The organism is Neorhizobium huautlense (assembly GCF_030811685.1).
Taxonomy (GTDB): domain Bacteria; phylum Pseudomonadota; class Alphaproteobacteria; order Rhizobiales; family Rhizobiaceae; genus Neorhizobium; species Neorhizobium huautlense_A.
Genome location: NZ_JAUSRF010000002.1, coordinates 111,528 through 127,709, shown reverse-complemented (window position 1 = coordinate 127,709; position 16,182 = coordinate 111,528). Strand labels below are relative to the sequence as shown.

Genomic DNA, 16,182 nt, shown 5'->3' with positions numbered 1-16,182 from the left:
CCCCAATTCACGGAGAAAGGGCTGGGGCAACTTGCCCCAATCAAAGAAGCTTACTGCCCGACCTTCTCGTTCCAGCTCTTCAGCCAGCCGGCACGGTTGTCGAGAGAGGTGGCCGACGGGATCAGCTTCAGGCTCTTGGCGGTTTCCTCGCCATAGGTGAGGTTCTTGGCAGCCGCTTCGGAAACCTTGGCCTCCTTGTTGGCCGGGCTGTCGATCAGCGCTTCGGCCAGCTTCGACTGCGTGTCAGCGGACAGCCAGAAATCCATGAACTCAAGCGCCAGATCGCGGTTCTTGGAATTCTTGGTGACGATCATGACGTTCATGCCGCCGGTCTGGCCTTCCTTCGGCGTCGCCCATGCGATCGGCATGTCGAGCTTGGAGAAAGGCGCCCAGGTGAAGCGGCCGATCGGCGCTGCCCAGATTTCTTCCTGCTGCATCAGCTGAACCAGCTGCGACGACTTTTCATAGAAGGTGACGATGTCGTCCTTGGCGGCGCCAACGGCTTCGATCGGGGCGGCCAGATCCGGCGTATCCTTGCCCAGCGCGAGGCCCAGCATATAGAGCGACGGCGGGCCCTGATTGGTGGTGACGTTAGGCCATGCGATATGCGCGGCATATTCCGGCTTCAGGAGGTCGGCCCAGCTTTCGATCTTCATCTTGTCGCTGCGGTAAGCGATCGAGGTGGCATAGAAGGTGTAACCGATGCTCATGCCGTCGCCATTCGGGTCCTTGGCGATGTCGTAGAGATCGTTGAAGCTGGCGATCTTCGACGTATCGATCGTGTCGATCAGGCCGGCACGTGCTGCCGACAGAGCATCCGCCATCGAGACAACGGCCATGTCGACCACCGGATTGGCCTTGTTGGCATCCATCTTGGCAATGCGCTCGACGCTGTTGCCGGTTTCGACAACCAGCTTGCAGCCGCATTTTTCTTCAAACGGGGTGTAGACGATCTTCTTGTATTCGTCCTGCGCCAGCGCATAGACGGAAATCGTCAGGGTCTTTTCCTGCGCAAGTGCCGAATGGGCAGCGCCCATGGAAAACATCAGGGCGACGCCCGATGCGAGCATGACCTTGTTCATTGTATAAGTTCTCCTGCTGTGAGGTTGTCTGTTTTATTATCGTTTGGGTATGCGGATTTTCTCGCCGGTCCGGTCGACTGGCGCACCACCAGTTCCATCGGCACTTTCGGCTGGCTGGCGATCACGGTATCGCCATCAGTGCCGCGTGAACCGGCAACATGGGGTTGATTGATCGCATCGAGCACGGCGGCGATGGCGATATCGGCGATGGTCGCGACATCCATGCGCATCGTCGTCAGACCCGGCGTGATCACCGAGGACCAGATCAGGTCGTCGAAACCGGTCACACTCACATCTTCCGGCACGGCAATACCGGCGCGCTGCAATTCGGTGAGCGCGCGCAAGGCAACCAGATCGGAAATGGCGGCAATTGCCGTCACGCCACGCGCAACCGCTTCGGCAAGGCCCAGCGAACAGCCCTGCCCCGACTGCGCCTCCAGCTTTTCGATCCAGATCGTCTCGACTTTGGCGCTGCCGAGACCGGCCTTCACGCCGCCGAGACGGTCGTTCTGCACGTTCGATGCGGTGCTATTGCCGAGCAACAGCACATGTTTATGCCCGAGGGAATAAAGATGAAGGCCAAGACCCTGCCCGCCGGACCAGTGGTCGGCGGCGACCGTGTTGCCGGGCGTCGAAGGGCTGTCGATGACAGCCACCGGACAGCTGGCACCCGTTACCCAGGTGCCGCGACGCGGAACGACGATCATGCCATCCACACCACGTTCGATCAGCCGTTCGATCGCCTGCGTCTGCGCCGTCACATCACCATGGGAGTCGGCGATCAGAATGCCATAGCCGACCTTGGCGGCGGAGTTTTCAATGGCCTGCGCGAGCTTCGGAAACAGCGGGTTGCTGATATCGGCAAGCACCAGACCCAGAACGCCGCTGCGGCCGGTGCGAAGCGCACGGCCAGCGACGCTTGGTACATAACCCAACTCGGCCGCCGTCGCGCGAATACGTTCCGCCAGCTCGGGCGACACGCGCCCCTTGCCGGAAAGCGCATTGGAAACCGTGGCGGTGGAAACGCCAAGGGCATCTGCGATTCTTGCAAGCCTAGGTTTCTGACGTGACATCAAAGCAACGTTCGCCGAGTGGACAGTAATGCAGGTGATTAATCGTTTAACCGGTAACGAATGTCGGTGTTCTTGTCGAATCGAAAATGCAGCATCACTCGCGTTTTACGACAGTTATGTGGGGATTGGTAAATAAGCGGCCTCCCGATCACGATCGGGAACCTCTGGCCGCCACGCTGGTTGTTCTTTTGAAAACAAGGACAAGGAGGCAAGGACATGCCCAATCGCGACCCGATCCCGACACCGGAAGCAGACACGCCGCGCGGCCCGACGCCGACACCCGGCATTCCGGACCGCGTCCAGGAAAAACCACCGGTTCCGCCGGTGAAGGATCCCGGCGACAGCAAGAACCCCAACGATCCGCCGCTCGACCCCGCTCTTCTGCCGATCGGCGATCCGGCCGGCGCCGCCTGACGGGAAGCAGAGACCTGAAACGACAAAACCGCCGCCCGTTTTCACAGGCGGCGGTTTTTGTTTGAAAGCCTTGAGAAACTTAAGCGGCAGCCGACTTTGCGAGCGGCACTTCCGAGATCGTCTTCAGAACCTGGGAAGCGATCTGGTAAGGGCAGCCCTGGCTGTTCGGACGACGGTCTTCAAGGTAACCCTTGTAGTCGTTCTTGACGAAGGAATGCGGAACGCGGATCGAGGCGCCACGGTCGGCAACGCCGTAGGAGAACTTGTTCCACGGAGCTGTTTCGTGCTTGCCGGTCAGACGCTTGTCATTGTCAGGACCGTAAACGGCGATGTGTGCGTCGAGGTTCTTTTCGAACTGCGCCATCAGGGCTTCGAAATATTCCTTGCCGCCAACTTCGCGCATGTACTTGGTCGAGAAGTTGCAGTGCATGCCCGAGCCGTTCCAGTCGGTGTCGCCGAGCGGCTTGCAGTGGTATTCGATGTCGATGCCGTACTGTTCCGTCAGGCGCTGCAGAAGGTAACGGGCCATCCAGATCTGGTCGGCAGCGCGCTTCGAGCCCTTGCCGAAGATCTGGAATTCCCACTGACCCTTGGCCACTTCGGCATTGATGCCTTCGTGGTTGATACCGGCAGCAAGGCAGAGATCCAGGTGCTCCTCGACGATTTCACGGGCAACCGGGCCGACATTGGCAGAGCCGACGCCGCAATAATACGGACCCTGCGGAGCCGGGTAACCCTGTTCCGGGAAGCCGAGCGGACGGCCGTTCTCGTAGAAGAAATATTCCTGCTCGAAACCGAACCATGCATCTTCGTCGTCGAGGATGGTTGCACGGCTGTTGGACGGATGCGGCGTGACGCCATCCGGCATCATGACTTCGCACATGACCAGCGCACCATTGGTGCGGGCCGGATCCGGATAAAGAGCGACCGGCTTGAGAACACAGTCAGACGAGCGGCCTTCGGCCTGCATCGTGGACGAACCATCAAAGCCCCAGAGCGGCAGCTGTTCCAGCGTCGGGAAGGCATCGAATTCCTTGACCTGCGTTTTACCGCGAAGGTTCGGAACCGGGGTGTAGCCGTCCAGCCAAATGTACTCGAGCTTAAATTTCGTCATCTGTTCTCTCTACTGATGCTGTCTGAATGAGCGCAACACCAAACGGCCGACCACACATTGGGACCGGTCCATCATGGATGCCAGATACGATGCATGCGCCGTGCCAGATTCAATTTCGATCCTAAAAATTCGATTCCGCAGCGCACAAAATCCGTCGCCGAAGCCACATTGAAAGCGGTGAAAAAATCGGCGTGACGATTTTTGCGCCAACTTCGGATCCGGAACCAATCACAACCGGCAAGCGTTGAATTAGAAACAGGCATTTCCGCCCTGCCTACAATCAAAATCATACAAATGATTAAATCATAGGCATAATGCACATTTATTCAGCCGATTCTTGACTTATTTTCAGGCTTATGGAATAAATGATGGGCAAATACGGCCGTGCGGACGTAACCACACGACATCGGACGAAAATCATGGCGACGAATTTCGAAAGACAGACAGCAACGGTTTTGCAATTTCCAGTCGGCGGCCGCACAGGCTGGCACGCAACACAGGCAAGCCGCATCCAGACTGCGGCAACGCCCAAGACCAGCCCGAGCGTCGAATTTTCCGACCTCGCTTTTGGCGGCTCCTGGTATCATGAAGAAGCACTTCATGACGGCGACGGCAAACCCGGCCGCACCAACTGATCCAAAAAAGCGCCGACTTTTTATGCAAAAAGTCAAATAATGGGCATTCGTGCTGATTTTTTGGTCGACGCCGCAATCCGGCGCCGACTATCGTATGGGCAGAAAGCCTGTTTCGGACTCAGCGCCCGATCGCATGCGCCAGCTTGTCGGCGATATAGATCTCACGCAGTTTCAGTGTCGAAGCACCCGGTCGGCCCGAACCGATCGCCTTGCCGTCGATCGATACGACCGGCATGACGAAATTGGTCGCGGAGGTGACGAAGGCTTCCGCCGCATCCAGCGCTTCTTCGACAGAAAACGCACGCTCCTCGAATTGCAGATCGGCCTTGCCGGCCAGCCCAAGCACCGAACCGCGCGTAATGCCATGCAGCAGCGCGTTGGAAAGGTGACGCGTCACCAGAACCCCGGCCCGGGTGATGATGTGGAAATTCGCCGAACTGGCTTCGGTGATGAACCCGTCCTCAACGAAGATGACATCATCGGCACCCTGTTTTTTCGCTTCCATCTTGGCCAATGACGAATAGAGCAGCTGCACCGTCTTGATCTGACGGTTGACCCAGCGACCATCCGGCATGGAAACGACGGTGATGCCGCTTTCCACTTTCGGATTGGCGAGAACTGGAAAGGCCTGCGTGAACATCGAGAATGTCGGCTTCAGGTCTTCGGAATAGAGAAAATTGCGATCCTCCGCACCACGCGAGACCTGCAGGTAGATCAACCCCTCATCAACGCCGTTTTTCGCGACGATCTCGTGGTGCAGATCGAGCAGCTCGTTTTCGCCGACCGGCATCGGAATACCGATCGCTTCCAGCGAACGTTTCAGCCGCGTAACATGCCCCGGATAATCCAGCAGTTTGCCGCCGATCACCGCCGTCACCTCATAGATGGCATCGGCAAATGTATATCCACGGTCGAAGATCGAGACCTTTGCTTCATCCTCGGGCAGCCACTGGCCATTGAGATAAACGATGCGGGACATGGGCGATTTTCCTGACTGAATTGAGCGACGAAGCAGCGATAACAATCGATAACATCGCCCCGACCTCCGCGCTATATCATCATCCTATTGAAATATAACGGGCAATGATTGGAAGCATTTGGCGCTCATGCTATGGCTGAAAAAGACCATTGCGCCCAAACAGTCATTTTCCGGAAAGATGCCAGGATGCCAAAGCCGCTTGCCCTCGTCACCCGCTCGGATGCCGCAACGGAGGCCGTCTGGAAGGAAGCGCTCAGCGATGCGCTGCCGGAAGAAACCATTCTTTCCTTCCGTGACATGAGCGCCGAACAGCGCGCCGAGGCGGAACTGGCGATCGTTGCCAATCCCGATCCGGCTGATGTGGCTGAGCTTCCCAACATCCAGTGGATCCACAGTCTGTGGGCCGGCGTCGAGCGTCTGGTGGCTGAACTGGGACCGGGTGCCGCGCCGATTGTGCGCCTCGTCGATCCGGAACTTGCCCGCGTCATGGCGGAAGCCGTGCTCGCCTGGACCTATTACCTGCACCGCGACATGCCGGCCTACCGGACAAACCAGCAAAAGGCCGAGTGGGCACCGCTGGATTATCGCCACCCGCGCGATGTCACCATCGGCCTTCTCGGCCTTGGCGAACTGGGCAAGGCCTCGGCAGAACGCCTCAAGGGCGCGGGCTTCAACGTGATTGGCTGGAGCCGCAGCAGCAAAACGGTGGACGGGGTGGAAACCATGTCCGGCGACGACGGTTTCGATCGCATTCTGGGCACCAGCGACATTCTTGTCTGCCTGATGCCGCTGACGGCGGAAACACGCGGTTTGCTGGATGCCCGCCGGCTCAAGCAGATGAAACCGGGGGCCGCCATCATCAATTTTGCCCGTGGCCCGATCATCGTCAATGCCGACCTGATCGCAGCACTCGATGCAAAACACCTGTCGCATGCCGTGCTCGACGTGTTCGCGCAAGAGCCGCTGCCAGCCGCCTCGCCGTTCTGGGCACACCCATCGGTGACCGTGCTGCCGCATATTTCCGGCCCGACCGATCGTTTTACCGCCGCCGGCATCGTTGCCGCCAATATCCGTCAATGGCGCCAGACCGGGCAATTACCAAAAACCGTGGACCTCAAGGCGGGGTATTAAAAACGCAACCTTTGGCAAGAAAAGCCATTGGTGACGGATGAAGGCAGTTTGGAGGACCTTCCGCGACATGAGCAAAACCGGAGGAAATGAACTGAAGCTTGTCCTGCGCGTCGATTTTCCGGGCGCAACACGGCTCGGGCGCGGCAAGGTCCAGTTGATGGGCCTGATCCGCGACACCGGATCGATCTCCGCCGCAGGCCGCGCCATGGACATGTCCTATCGCCGCGCCTGGCTTCTGGTGGACGAGATGAACCACATGTTCAGCGAGCCGGTGGTGGAAAGCCAGCGTGGCGGCCAGCGCGGCGGTGGCGCTGCCCTGACAGCCTTTGGCGAGGAATTGCTTGCCCGCATGCAGGCGCTTCAGGACAAGGCGGCCAAAGCCATCGATGCCGATCTGGCATGGCTCGCCAAGCACCGGGCACCGGCAGAAGCCACAGACACACCAAAAGACTAACGCCGCTCCAGCGCTGCCGTCTTGATGGCCGCAAACACCTCACGCCCCGGAGCAAGCCCCAGCACGCTGCCGGAAAAGGCGGTGATGCGGGCAAGAATGGTCTCGCTGCCGCAGGTGATCCGCACGCCGATCATGCCGTCGCCATCCGCATCGATACGCTCCACCGTGCCCGCCAATATATTGAGCGCGCTTAAGCCCTCGGGCCTTGTGGTGGCGATCATCACGTCGCGCGCCGGCACCAGAACACGAACGGTCTTGCCCACCTGCGCCTGCTCTGCCGGCACGAGCAAAGTGCCGGCACCGGTTTTAACCCGCGCCAGCCGATGAACCGCATCGACATCCTCGACCGTGCCCGAAAGAACACTGGCCGCTTCGCGCGTATCGCCGCCCAGATCGCGCAGCACTTCGGATGCACTGCCGGTCGCCTCGATGCGACCATCCTTCATCAGCACGACACGATCCGCCAGCCGCGCCACTTCCGCCACCGAATGGCTGACATACACGATCGGCAGGCCGAGTTCGTCGCGCAGGCGCTCGAGATAAGGAAGCACTTCGTTTTTGCGGCTTTCATCCAGCGCCGCCAGCGGCTCGTCCATCAACAGAAGACGCGGCGCAGAGAGAAGTGCGCGCCCGATCGCCACACGCTGCTGTTCCCCACCCGACAATTTGCCGGGCCGCCGATCGAGAAGCGTTTCGATGCCCAACAATTCGACCACCTGATCGAAATTGTTCGAACGCGCGGTTTTGGGCGCAAACCAGCGCCCGTAATTGAGGTTTTTGCGAACATCCAGATGCGGAAACAGCCGCGCTTCCTGAAACACGTAACCGAAACGGCGTTTGTGCGGCGCTCGAAAAACGCCGCGCGACGTATCCACCAGCACGTCGCCATCCAGCGCAATGCGCCCCTGATCCAGCCGCGATAGGCCTGATATCATGCGGATAACCGAGGTTTTTCCCGAACCGGAACGGCCGAACAGCGCCGTCACCCCCTGTTCGGAGGTGAAGGAGACATCCAGCGAAAATGTGCCAAGCTTGGTTTTGGCCTCGACGGTCAGCGTCATTAGAGCCTCGTCCGCTTGCCGACCATATAGGCCATGAATTCCGAGGCGAGCAGCGCTGCCATGGAGATGATTACCGCAACGATGGTGAGCCTGAGCGCCCCGGCATCCCCACCCGGCACCTGCGTGAATGTGTAGATGGCGGCAGACAGCGTCTGCGTTTCACCGGGAATGTTGGACACGAAGGTGATGGTGGCGCCGAACTCGCCCATCGCCTTGGCAAAGGACAGGATCGCACCGGCAATGATGCCGGGCAGAATCAGCGGCAGCGTGACGGTGAGGAAAACCCAGGCCGGGCTGGCACCGAGCGTACCGGCCGCCTCTTCCAGCTTCGTATCGACAGCCTCGATCGACAGGCGGATGGAACGCACCATCAGCGGAAACCCCATGACACCGCAGGCAAGTGCTGCACCCGTCCAGCGGAAGGAGAGTACTATGCCGAGATATTGATCGAGAAAGGCACCGATCACGCCGCGACGGCCGAACAGGACGAGCAGAATGAAACCGGTAACGACGGGCGGCAGGATGAGCGGCAGATGCACGATGCCGTTCAATATCGATTTGCCCCAGAATTTTCCGCGCGCCAGAGCCAGCGCGACCAGAATGCCGAAGGGCAGACTGACGAGCATGGCAATGCCCGAAATCCGCAGGCTGAGGTGGATCGCCGTCCATTCCTCATCGCTGAGTGCCAACCAGTCCAATGTAACCCAACCCGTATCAAAAAGACGGCCCCCATCTCTCGGCGGGAGCCGCGATTTATCAATAAACTATAAGAGGCTTACTTCTTCAGAACCGTAAAGCCCTGGGCTTCGAAGAAAGGCGCTGCCCTGTCCGACTTCAGGAAGTCGAGATAGGCGGCTGCATCGGCGCTCTTGCTTTCAGACAGAAGTGCGACCGGATAGATGATGGCCGGGTGCGAATCCTCCGGGAAGGTGCCGACGATCTCGACGCCCTTATCGGCAGCGGCATCCGTCTGGTAAACGATGCCATAAGCGGCTTCGCCGCGCGAAACGAGGGCCAGAGCAGCACGAACGCTTTCAGCACCCGCCACCTTCTTTTCGACAGCCGACCAGGCGCCCAGCTTTTCAAGCGCGGCCTTGCCGTATTTGCCGGCCGGAACGCTATCGACCGCGCCCATGGCGAGCTTGCTGTCACCCACCAGCGTGGAAAGATCGAAACCCGCCTTGATATCAACCTTCTGCGCCGTGCCCTTTTCAGCGACGAGCACGATGCGGTTGCCGAGCAGGTTGGAACGGGTATCGGCCTTGATCAGCGATTTCTTGGCGACATAATCCATCCAGTCGAGATCGGCGGAGATGAAGACGTCGGCCGGCGCACCGGCTTCGATCTGCTTGGCGAGAGCCGAGCTGGCGGCATAGGAAACGGTGACCTGAACGCCACTTTCCTTCGACCATACGGCATCGGCGGCATCCAGCGCATTTTTCATGCTGGCAGCGGCAAACACCGTGACCTTTTTCTCCTGCGCCGCGGCGGGTGCGGCCATGACCGTGAGACCGAGCCAGAGCGCTGCAGCCGAAGTGGCAGCGATCTTCAACCAGTGACGACGTTGGGTTTGCATGGGAATTCTCTCCGAAAGCGAAATGTTTTCGTAGATATATCGAGTGTGCCTTGTTTGCAAAGCATTATGTTTGGACGAACACAACGAATTCATCTTCGTCGGTTTTTGTCGATTGCCACGCAAGATAACTGCACTGGTGAGGAAACGATCGAGAAGAAATCAATCTTTTGCAGCAGAGTCATCGGCGCCGCCGTGTAGCGAAACTCAACTATTTACCAAAAGTAGAAATTGTGTATTATCACTCGCGCAAGGATGGTTTGGTTTTTTGAGATCAAACACCGAAAATCGGTGGATTTCCCAAGTGGTCGATCATCGGTGAAGACATGCTTCCGCGGCCTCCATTTCTCCGCCGATCTGCCAGGGGAAGTGTTTATCGACGTATCTGTCGGACCGTGCAGCCAGGATGCAATAGCGATCGAAATACTGCGCGCGACGATGCGCAGCGATGCAGCAGCCAAGACATGCGAACATGAACCCGAAACGCAGCCGACGATCCGGAAGGATCACGGGATGGTTCAGGCTGTCCTGATACACCAAAACAAATGGGAGAGTGACGATGGCAGAGGATTTCAGACCTGTTGGCATTGATGACGTCGTTGCATCGGCCGCCAATGGCGTGTTGCGTGCACTGGAAGCCCGCAAGATTGGCGGCGATCGATTGACCATCGATAAACTCGTCCAGTCGGGTTTCACCGTCAAATTCGAGATCTGGGCAGGAGGTCCCTGGCTGCGCCAGCTGTCCGAGCAACAATTGCAGAATGTCGATGTCGGCCGCGTAAAACAGGGCTAGCCCGCCGCGCAACCATGCCGCGGTTTACGGTAACGACAGCAGGACAACAGTGACCTCAAACGTCGTGGTGCGTCCGCAGGATCGCGCAACGCGCGAGGCCGATGGAGGTTGACCCGTGACGGAGCAGAAGCAACTCGCCTGCCCGAGCGCCGCAGCAGATTGGCCGGACGCCCAACTGTTCGGCGTCGTTGAGGGCGATGCCAGACAACCAAGGGTGACATATGTCGCCCCGAGGCCGGTCACCGAGGCGCTTCTGGCACTTGTGCCCGCGGAACTGCAGGCGGAAGAAGTGTTTCGTTTCACGGCCCCATGTCGAGGCACAGGTTGCCCGCAATTTCAGGGCGGACGCTGCGGCGTGGCGCGTGCCGCGGCGCAGTTTCTTCCCGAGGCGGAGGGTCATGCGCTGCCCGCCTGCCATCTGCGCTCAAATTGTCGCTGGTGGGCGGAGGAAGGGGTTGCCGCCTGTCGTCGCTGCCCGACGGTCGTCACTGCCGACAAGGCAAGGGTCGGAACAGCTTATGCGGACGCCATTCCCTTTTCTGCCTCAACAGAAAGGACGTGACATTTTTCCTGCAGGTTCAGCCTTCGGCGCGACATGAGCCGGCAGAACCGACATTGATATTGCCGAGCCGTCGCGCATGGCAATTCGGCCGGAGCATGTCGGCCATGCCGGTTACAGTCACCCTTCCCCACCCGGGGCAAATCTCGCCACCAGCGCATGCCGGTCGCCGGGATAGGTCAGCCGTACCGATGTGACCGGTCCGGCCGGGCTCCAGGTGCGGCGTTCGATGACGAGGCAGGCCGTGCCTTTTTCGATATCGAGCAGGCCGGCAACAGAGGCATCGGCAGAAACCGCCGAGATGCGGTTTTCGGCAGCACTCCAAGGCACCTGTTTCAGCAGCCATGTGCCGGGCGAAATTTTTGCAAATGTTTCCGCCTCGGCTTCCGGCACGGTGGCAAGGCTGATCAGGCGCTCCTCCAGACAAAAGGGCGCGGAAGCGGCATGGTGGATAGAGGTGATATCCAGCACCGATGCGGCTTCCGAAAGCTCCAGCCGTTGTTTATCGTCCGCATTGGCGCGGCGTTTGGTTCGGGCATGCACACTATGCGAATAAGCCAGCCGCAGCGACTGCACTTCAGCCTCGATTTCGGCGATCGCCAGCACTGCCGATTGCGCGCGTGGCTGCGCGACAAAACTGCCGGATTTTTTGCGGCGCTCGATCAGGCCGGATTTGGCAAGCTGGGTCAGCACCTTGTTGGCGGTCATGCGCGAGCAGTTGTAATCGGCAGCCAGATCCACCTCGAACGGGATGCGGTGGCCCGGCGGCCATTCGCCCGACACGATGCGCGCCTCGATATCACCGAGGATACGCTGGTGCAGCGTCGCATCCTTCACAATGGTCATCCCGCCAGAAGCTCCTGCATAACCGCCTTGAACCGACGGTTGATTTCGTCGCGCCGCCTGTGCCGACCGCCCGACACCTGACGCACACCCCGCGCCCAGACACAATCGACCGCCACGCCACCTGCAAACAGCCAATGATCGAGAATTTTATCCCGCGCAAGATAGGGCACGGCATCGGCATTCAACGAAACCATGTCGGCCGGATTGCCCGCAACAAGACCGGCCGCCGTGCCCAGCGCCTGCGCCCCGCCGGCAAGTGCCGTTTCAAACAGTTTTTGGCCGGTCGAGCCGCCACTTTCTGCCACGACGTTGCGGGCGCGAAGACCGAGGCGCTGCGAATATTCAAAGGTCCGCAACTCTTCCGGCAGAGAGATAAGAATGTTGGAATCGGAACCGATACCGAACCGTCCACCCTCCTCCAGAAAGGCCGAAGCAGCAAAAATGCCGTCGCCGAGATTGGCTTCGGTGATCGGGCAAAGACCCGCCACTACGCCACGCCTGGCCATCATGCGCGTTTCGGCGTCCGTCATGTGGGTGGCGTGGATCAGGCACCAGTTTTCATCGACCGGCGCATGGTCGAGCAGCCATTCGACCGGCCGCGCGCCCGACCATGCAATGCAATCCTCCACTTCCTTCACCTGTTCGGCGACATGGATATGCACCGGACCGTTTTTGGCCAGCGGCACAACGGCAGCAAGCTCTTCGGGCGTAACGGCCCGCAGCGAATGCGGTGCGACGCCCAGAACAGCACCATCAAGCCCAGCCACCAGACCGGCGCAGGAGGTCATCAGCTTTTCAAAAGCATCCAGCGAATGGATGAAACGCCTCTGGCCTTCGGCAGGAGCATCGCCGCCAAAACCGGAATGGGCATAAAAGACAGGCAACAATGTCAGCGACAGGCCGGTTTCCACGCTCGCGGCGGCAATGCGCGCAGCGAGTTCGGCCAGGTTGGCATAAGGCGACCCATTTTTGTCGTGATGCAGGTAATGAAACTCGCCGACGCGGGAAAAGCCGGCCTCGAGCATTTCCATATAAAGCTGGGCGGCGACAGCCTCGACATGGTCCGGCGTCATCGACAGCGCAAAATTGTACATGACGGTGCGCCAGCTCCAAAAACTGTCGCTGGAAGGACCGCGCACTTCCGCCAGCCCCGCCATGCCGCGCTGAAAGGCGTGGCTGTGCAGGTTGGGCATGGCCGGCAGCAACACGGCATGGCGCTCGTCATCGGCCTGCGCATCCACGCCGGTCTCGATGGAGGCGATCCGACCAGCATTCATCGTCAGCCGGACATTTTTGGCCCAACCGCCTGGCAACAAAGCCGACTGCGCTTGAAGTGTCGTCATTTTCAAAAACTCCTCACTGTCTGCTTTGGGCCCGCTTGGCGGTCAACACGATAGGTTCGAAAAATTCCGTATTGCCAGCCCGATCATTATGTATATACATTATAGCCAACTTGGGAAGGTGAAAATGACGGACGCAACCGCAACCAACGTCGATTTCAACGCTAGCGCGGCAGCTACCGCAGCCGCGCCAACCCTGTGGCGCAATGCCCGTATCGCCACGCTCGATGAAAACCTGCCCGGCCTCGGCATCATCGAAAACGGCGTGATCGCCACGCAAGGTGGCCGCATCGCCTATGTCGGTCCCGAGGCCGACCTGCCCGCCTCCCTGAAAACCATCAAAACCGTGGTGGATTTGGAAAACCGCTGGGTCACCCCGGCGCTGGTCGATTGCCACACCCACCTCGTTTACGGCGGCAACCGCGCCCGTGAATTCGAGATGCGACTGGAGGGCGCGACCTATGAGGAAGTCGCCCGCGCCGGTGGCGGCATCGTCTCTTCGGTGAAGGCTACCAATGCGCTGACCGTCGAAGGCCTCGTGGCCGCCGCCCTGCCCCGGCTCGATACGCTGCTGTCGGAAGGTGTTTGCACCATCGAGATCAAGTCCGGTTACGGGCTGAATATCGAGGGCGAACTCAACATGCTGCGCGCCGCCCGTGCGCTCGAAAAAATCCGGCATGTCCGTATCGTCACGTCCTATCTGGCTGCCCACGCAACACCGGTGGACTACAAGGGCCGCAACGGCGACTACATTACCGATATCGTGTTGCCGGGCATGGACAAGGCACATGTGGAAGGCCTGATCGATGCCGTCGATGGTTTTTGCGAGGGCATCGCCTTTTCCGTCGAAGAGATGGCCCAAGTCTTCGATCACGCCCAAAAGCTTGGACTTCCCGTCAAACTGCATGCCGAACAATTGTCCGACCTCGGCGGCGCCAAGATGGCCGCCTCCTATGGCGCTCTTTCTGCCGACCATCTCGAATATCTCGATGCCGAGGGTGCCGCCGAGATGGCCGCCGCCGGCACGGTGGCGGTTCTCCTGCCCGGCGCCTTCTACGCCATCAACGAAACGCAAAAACCGCCGGTGCAGGCCCTGCGCGATGCCGGCACAAAAATCGCCATCGCCACCGACAGCAATCCCGGCACCTCTCCGCTGACATCGCTACTTTTGACCATGAACATGTCCGCCACCCTTTTTCGCCTAACCGTGGAAGAATGCCTTGCCGGAGCCACCCGCGAAGCTTCTCGCGCCCTCGGTCTTCTCCATGAAACCGGCACGCTGGAGGTCGGCAAGTCCGCCGACTTTGCCGTCTGGAACATCGATAGCCCCGCCGAGCTGGTTTACCGCATCGGCTTCAACCCCATCCACGCCCGCATTTTCAAAGGCGCTCACCTATGACCATCACGCTCCATCCCGGCTCCGTCTCGCTCTCCCAACTCGAAACCATTTACTGGACCGGCGAACCGGCCAAACTCGACGCATCCTTTGACGCAGGCATCCAGCGTGCAGCCACTCGCATTGCCGAAATCGCCGCCGGCAATGCGCCGGTCTACGGCATCAATACCGGGTTTGGAAAACTCGCCTCGATCAAGATCGATGCCGCCGATGTCGCCACCCTGCAGCGCAATCTCATCCTGTCGCATTGCTGCGGCATCGGTAACCCGCTGCCGGAAAATGTCGTGCGGCTAATCATGGCGCTGAAACTGGTATCGCTCGGGCGCGGCGCTTCCGGCGTGCGGCTGGAACTGGTGCGGCTGATCGAAGCGATGCTGGATAAGGGCGTCATCCCGGTCATTCCGGAAAAGGGTTCTGTCGGCGCATCGGGTGATCTGGCACCGCTCGCTCATATGGCGGCGGTGATGATGGGCGAGGCCGAAGCATTTTTTGACGGCGAACGCCTCTCCGGCGCGGATGCACTCAAAAAAGCCGGGCTGACGCCGGTCGTGCTGGCAGCAAAAGAAGGTCTGGCGCTGATCAACGGCACCCAGACCTCCACCGCCCTTGCCCTCGCCGGCCTGTTCCGCGCCCACCGGGCGGCGCAGGCAGCACTCATCACCGGCGCCATGTCCACCGATGCCGCCATGGGCTCGTCCGCTCCCTTCCACCCGGATATCCACACGCTGCGCGGCCACAAGGGCCAGATCGATACTGCCGCCGCCCTTCGCGCACTGCTCGCTAACTCGGTCATCCGCGAAAGCCATATCGAAGGTGATGAGCGTGTGCAGGACCCCTATTGCATCCGCTGCCAGCCGCAGGTGGATGGCGCCTGCCTCGACCTTTTGCGCTCCGTTGCCCGCACGCTGGAAATCGAGGCCAATGCCGTCACCGACAATCCGCTCGTGCTCTCCGACAATTCCGTCGTCTCCGGTGGCAATTTCCACGCCGAACCGGTCGCCTTTGCCGCCGACCAGATCGCCTTGGCCGTCTGCGAGATCGGCGCCATCGCCCAGCGCCGTATCGCGCTTCTGGTCGATCCGGCCTTGTCCTACGGCCTGCCTGCCTTCCTCGCCAAAAAGCCAGGCCTCAACTCCGGCCTGATGATCGCCGAAGTCACCTCCGCTGCGCTGATGAGCGAAAACAAGCAGATGTCGCACCCGGCTTCCGTGGATTCCACCCCGACCTCCGCCAATCAGGAGGACCATGTGTCGATGGCCTGCCACGGCGCCCGCCGCCTGCTGCAGATGACCGACAACCTGTTCGCCATCATCGGCATCGAGGCGCTGACGGCGGCGCAGGGCATCGAGTTTCGCGCGCCGCTTGCCACAAGCCCACAATTGCAGGCCGCGATCACCGCGATCCGCAACGTCGTGCCATCGCTGGAGGAGGATCGCTACATGGCGACCGACCTGCAGGCAGCCAGCGTTCTGGTGGCGACCGGAGCACTGAATGCATCGGTTTCGGCCGGACTTTTGCCGGTGCTGGAGGGGTGATGTCGGCGAGCGTGGCTCCCCCTCACCCGGCGCTTTGCGCCACCCTCTCCCCGTCGGGGAGAGGAGGGAAATTGCCGCACGCACAACGACCTGGCCACAATGTTTTTAGACACAGGAACGCCACATCCCCTCTTCTCCCCAGCGGGGAGAAGGTGGCCGAAGGCCGGATGAGGGGGCCTTTGCGACAAACGAAAACT

At 60.1% G+C, this 16,182-nt stretch carries 17 protein-coding genes; 8 read left to right on the top strand and 9 right to left on the bottom strand.

The features are described 5' to 3' along the window. Window positions 1–50 precede the first annotated feature (50 nt). Both J2T09_RS03205 and J2T09_RS03200 read right to left on the bottom strand, forming a co-directional pair. Complete coding sequence (locus tag J2T09_RS03205; RefSeq protein ID WP_306831026.1) at window positions 51–1,082, bottom strand: ABC transporter substrate-binding protein; 1,032 nt, start codon at window positions 1,080–1,082, stop codon at window positions 51–53. After that, a complete protein-coding gene (locus J2T09_RS03200) occupies window positions 1,079–2,155 on the bottom strand; it encodes a LacI family DNA-binding transcriptional regulator (protein ID WP_306831023.1) in 1,077 nt (358 codons plus the stop codon). Before J2T09_RS03200 ends, J2T09_RS03205 begins: the two co-directional genes overlap by 4 nt. 216 nt (window positions 2,156–2,371) lie before the next feature. Between J2T09_RS03200 and J2T09_RS03195 the strand changes: the two genes are divergently transcribed. After that, window positions 2,372–2,569 (top strand): hypothetical protein, encoded by a 198-nt coding sequence (locus tag J2T09_RS03195; protein WP_306831022.1) that lies wholly within the window; start codon window positions 2,372–2,374, stop codon window positions 2,567–2,569. A 79-nt stretch (window positions 2,570–2,648) separates the two neighbouring features. Here J2T09_RS03195 and J2T09_RS03190 read toward each other — a convergent pair whose 3' ends face one another. Continuing rightward, a complete protein-coding gene (locus tag J2T09_RS03190; protein WP_306831020.1) occupies window positions 2,649–3,683 on the bottom strand; it encodes a glutamine synthetase beta-grasp domain-containing protein in 1,035 nt (344 codons plus the stop codon). A 419-nt stretch (window positions 3,684–4,102) separates the two neighbouring features. Here J2T09_RS03190 and J2T09_RS03185 point away from each other — a divergent pair, with 419 nt between their 5' ends. Continuing rightward, window positions 4,103–4,318, top strand: coding sequence for a DUF2735 domain-containing protein (locus J2T09_RS03185; protein ID WP_306831018.1), 216 nt, complete (start codon window positions 4,103–4,105; stop codon window positions 4,316–4,318). 118 nt (window positions 4,319–4,436) lie between these two features. On the opposite strand, the gene J2T09_RS03180 is transcribed toward J2T09_RS03185, so the two are convergent. Next, complete coding sequence (locus tag J2T09_RS03180; RefSeq protein WP_306831016.1) at window positions 4,437–5,297, bottom strand: D-amino-acid transaminase; 861 nt, start codon at window positions 5,295–5,297, stop codon at window positions 4,437–4,439. A gap of 186 nt (window positions 5,298–5,483) precedes the next feature. Here J2T09_RS03180 and J2T09_RS03175 point away from each other — a divergent pair, with 186 nt between their 5' ends. Then, entirely contained in the window at window positions 5,484–6,428 is a 945-nt protein-coding gene (locus tag J2T09_RS03175) for a 2-hydroxyacid dehydrogenase (protein WP_306831014.1), read from the top strand. A 67-nt stretch (window positions 6,429–6,495) separates the two neighbouring features. Beyond that, complete coding sequence (locus tag J2T09_RS03170) at window positions 6,496–6,882, top strand: winged helix-turn-helix domain-containing protein (protein WP_306831012.1); 387 nt, start codon at window positions 6,496–6,498, stop codon at window positions 6,880–6,882. On the opposite strand, the gene modC is transcribed toward J2T09_RS03170, so the two are convergent. From modC to modA, 3 genes are all read right to left on the bottom strand, one after another. After that, window positions 6,879–7,943 (bottom strand): molybdenum ABC transporter ATP-binding protein, encoded by a 1,065-nt coding sequence (gene modC / locus J2T09_RS03165; protein WP_306831010.1) that lies wholly within the window; start codon window positions 7,941–7,943, stop codon window positions 6,879–6,881. The genes J2T09_RS03170 and modC overlap by 4 nt on opposite strands. After that, the gene (gene modB / locus J2T09_RS03160; RefSeq protein ID WP_306831008.1) at window positions 7,943–8,641 is read right to left on the bottom strand and encodes a molybdate ABC transporter permease subunit; all 699 of its coding nucleotides are present in this window, start codon (window positions 8,639–8,641) and stop codon (window positions 7,943–7,945) included. Before modB ends, modC begins: the two co-directional genes overlap by 1 nt. Before the next feature lie 77 nt (window positions 8,642–8,718). Beyond that, complete coding sequence (gene modA / locus J2T09_RS03155) at window positions 8,719–9,519, bottom strand: molybdate ABC transporter substrate-binding protein (protein ID WP_306831007.1); 801 nt, start codon at window positions 9,517–9,519, stop codon at window positions 8,719–8,721. A 556-nt stretch (window positions 9,520–10,075) separates the two neighbouring features. Between modA and J2T09_RS03150 the strand changes: the two genes are divergently transcribed. Together J2T09_RS03150 and J2T09_RS03145 are read left to right on the top strand one after the other, a co-directional pair. Then, on the top strand, window positions 10,076–10,309 hold the full coding sequence (locus J2T09_RS03150; RefSeq protein WP_306831005.1) for a hypothetical protein: 234 nt from the start codon (window positions 10,076–10,078) through the stop codon (window positions 10,307–10,309). Window positions 10,310–10,424: 115 nt separating this feature from the next. Further along, on the top strand, window positions 10,425–10,871 hold the full coding sequence (locus tag J2T09_RS03145; RefSeq protein ID WP_306831003.1) for a hypothetical protein: 447 nt from the start codon (window positions 10,425–10,427) through the stop codon (window positions 10,869–10,871). 117 nt (window positions 10,872–10,988) lie between these two features. On the opposite strand, the gene hutC is transcribed toward J2T09_RS03145, so the two are convergent. Continuing rightward, window positions 10,989–11,714, bottom strand: a complete 726-nt coding sequence (gene hutC, locus J2T09_RS03140) for a histidine utilization repressor (RefSeq protein ID WP_306831001.1) — start codon at window positions 11,712–11,714, stop codon at window positions 10,989–10,991. Continuing rightward, a complete protein-coding gene (locus tag J2T09_RS03135) occupies window positions 11,711–13,057 on the bottom strand; it encodes a formimidoylglutamate deiminase (RefSeq protein WP_306830999.1) in 1,347 nt (448 codons plus the stop codon). The genes hutC and J2T09_RS03135 overlap by 4 nt, the downstream gene beginning before the upstream one ends. 124 nt (window positions 13,058–13,181) lie before the next feature. Between J2T09_RS03135 and hutI the strand changes: the two genes are divergently transcribed. Both hutI and hutH read left to right on the top strand, forming a co-directional pair. Beyond that, entirely contained in the window at window positions 13,182–14,453 is a 1,272-nt protein-coding gene (gene hutI / locus J2T09_RS03130) for an imidazolonepropionase (protein WP_306830998.1), read from the top strand. Then, window positions 14,450–15,985 carry a histidine ammonia-lyase gene (gene hutH, locus J2T09_RS03125; RefSeq protein WP_306830996.1) on the top strand — a complete coding sequence of 512 codons (1,536 nt, stop codon included), beginning with the start codon at window positions 14,450–14,452 and terminating at the stop codon, window positions 15,983–15,985. The genes hutI and hutH overlap by 4 nt, the downstream gene beginning before the upstream one ends. Window positions 15,986–16,182: the final 197 nt, after the last annotated feature.

Excerpts from the sequence above, each read along its gene's own strand:
- J2T09_RS03175 (WP_306831014.1), top strand. The coding sequence starts at position 5,484 with ATGCCAAAGCCGCTTGCCCTCGTCACCCGCTCGGATGCCGCAACGGAG.
- J2T09_RS03200 (WP_306831023.1), bottom strand. The coding sequence starts at position 2,155 with ATGTCACGTCAGAAACCTAGGCTTGCAAGAATCGCAGATGCCCTTGGC.
- hutC (WP_306831001.1), bottom strand. The coding sequence starts at position 11,714 with ATGACCATTGTGAAGGATGCGACGCTGCACCAGCGTATCCTCGGTGAT.
- J2T09_RS03170 (WP_306831012.1), top strand. The coding sequence starts at position 6,496 with ATGAGCAAAACCGGAGGAAATGAACTGAAGCTTGTCCTGCGCGTCGAT.
- J2T09_RS03150 (WP_306831005.1), top strand. The coding sequence starts at position 10,076 with ATGGCAGAGGATTTCAGACCTGTTGGCATTGATGACGTCGTTGCATCG.
- hutH (WP_306830996.1), top strand. The coding sequence starts at position 14,450 with ATGACCATCACGCTCCATCCCGGCTCCGTCTCGCTCTCCCAACTCGAA.
- modA (WP_306831007.1), bottom strand. The coding sequence starts at position 9,519 with ATGCAAACCCAACGTCGTCACTGGTTGAAGATCGCTGCCACTTCGGCT.
- modC (WP_306831010.1), bottom strand. The coding sequence starts at position 7,943 with ATGACGCTGACCGTCGAGGCCAAAACCAAGCTTGGCACATTTTCGCTG.
- J2T09_RS03195 (WP_306831022.1), top strand. The coding sequence starts at position 2,372 with ATGCCCAATCGCGACCCGATCCCGACACCGGAAGCAGACACGCCGCGC.
- J2T09_RS03205 (WP_306831026.1), bottom strand. The coding sequence starts at position 1,082 with ATGAACAAGGTCATGCTCGCATCGGGCGTCGCCCTGATGTTTTCCATG.
- J2T09_RS03185 (WP_306831018.1), top strand. The coding sequence starts at position 4,103 with ATGGCGACGAATTTCGAAAGACAGACAGCAACGGTTTTGCAATTTCCA.
- J2T09_RS03190 (WP_306831020.1), bottom strand. The coding sequence starts at position 3,683 with ATGACGAAATTTAAGCTCGAGTACATTTGGCTGGACGGCTACACCCCG.
- hutI (WP_306830998.1), top strand. The coding sequence starts at position 13,182 with ATGACGGACGCAACCGCAACCAACGTCGATTTCAACGCTAGCGCGGCA.
- J2T09_RS03180 (WP_306831016.1), bottom strand. The coding sequence starts at position 5,297 with ATGTCCCGCATCGTTTATCTCAATGGCCAGTGGCTGCCCGAGGATGAA.
- J2T09_RS03135 (WP_306830999.1), bottom strand. The coding sequence starts at position 13,057 with ATGACGACACTTCAAGCGCAGTCGGCTTTGTTGCCAGGCGGTTGGGCC.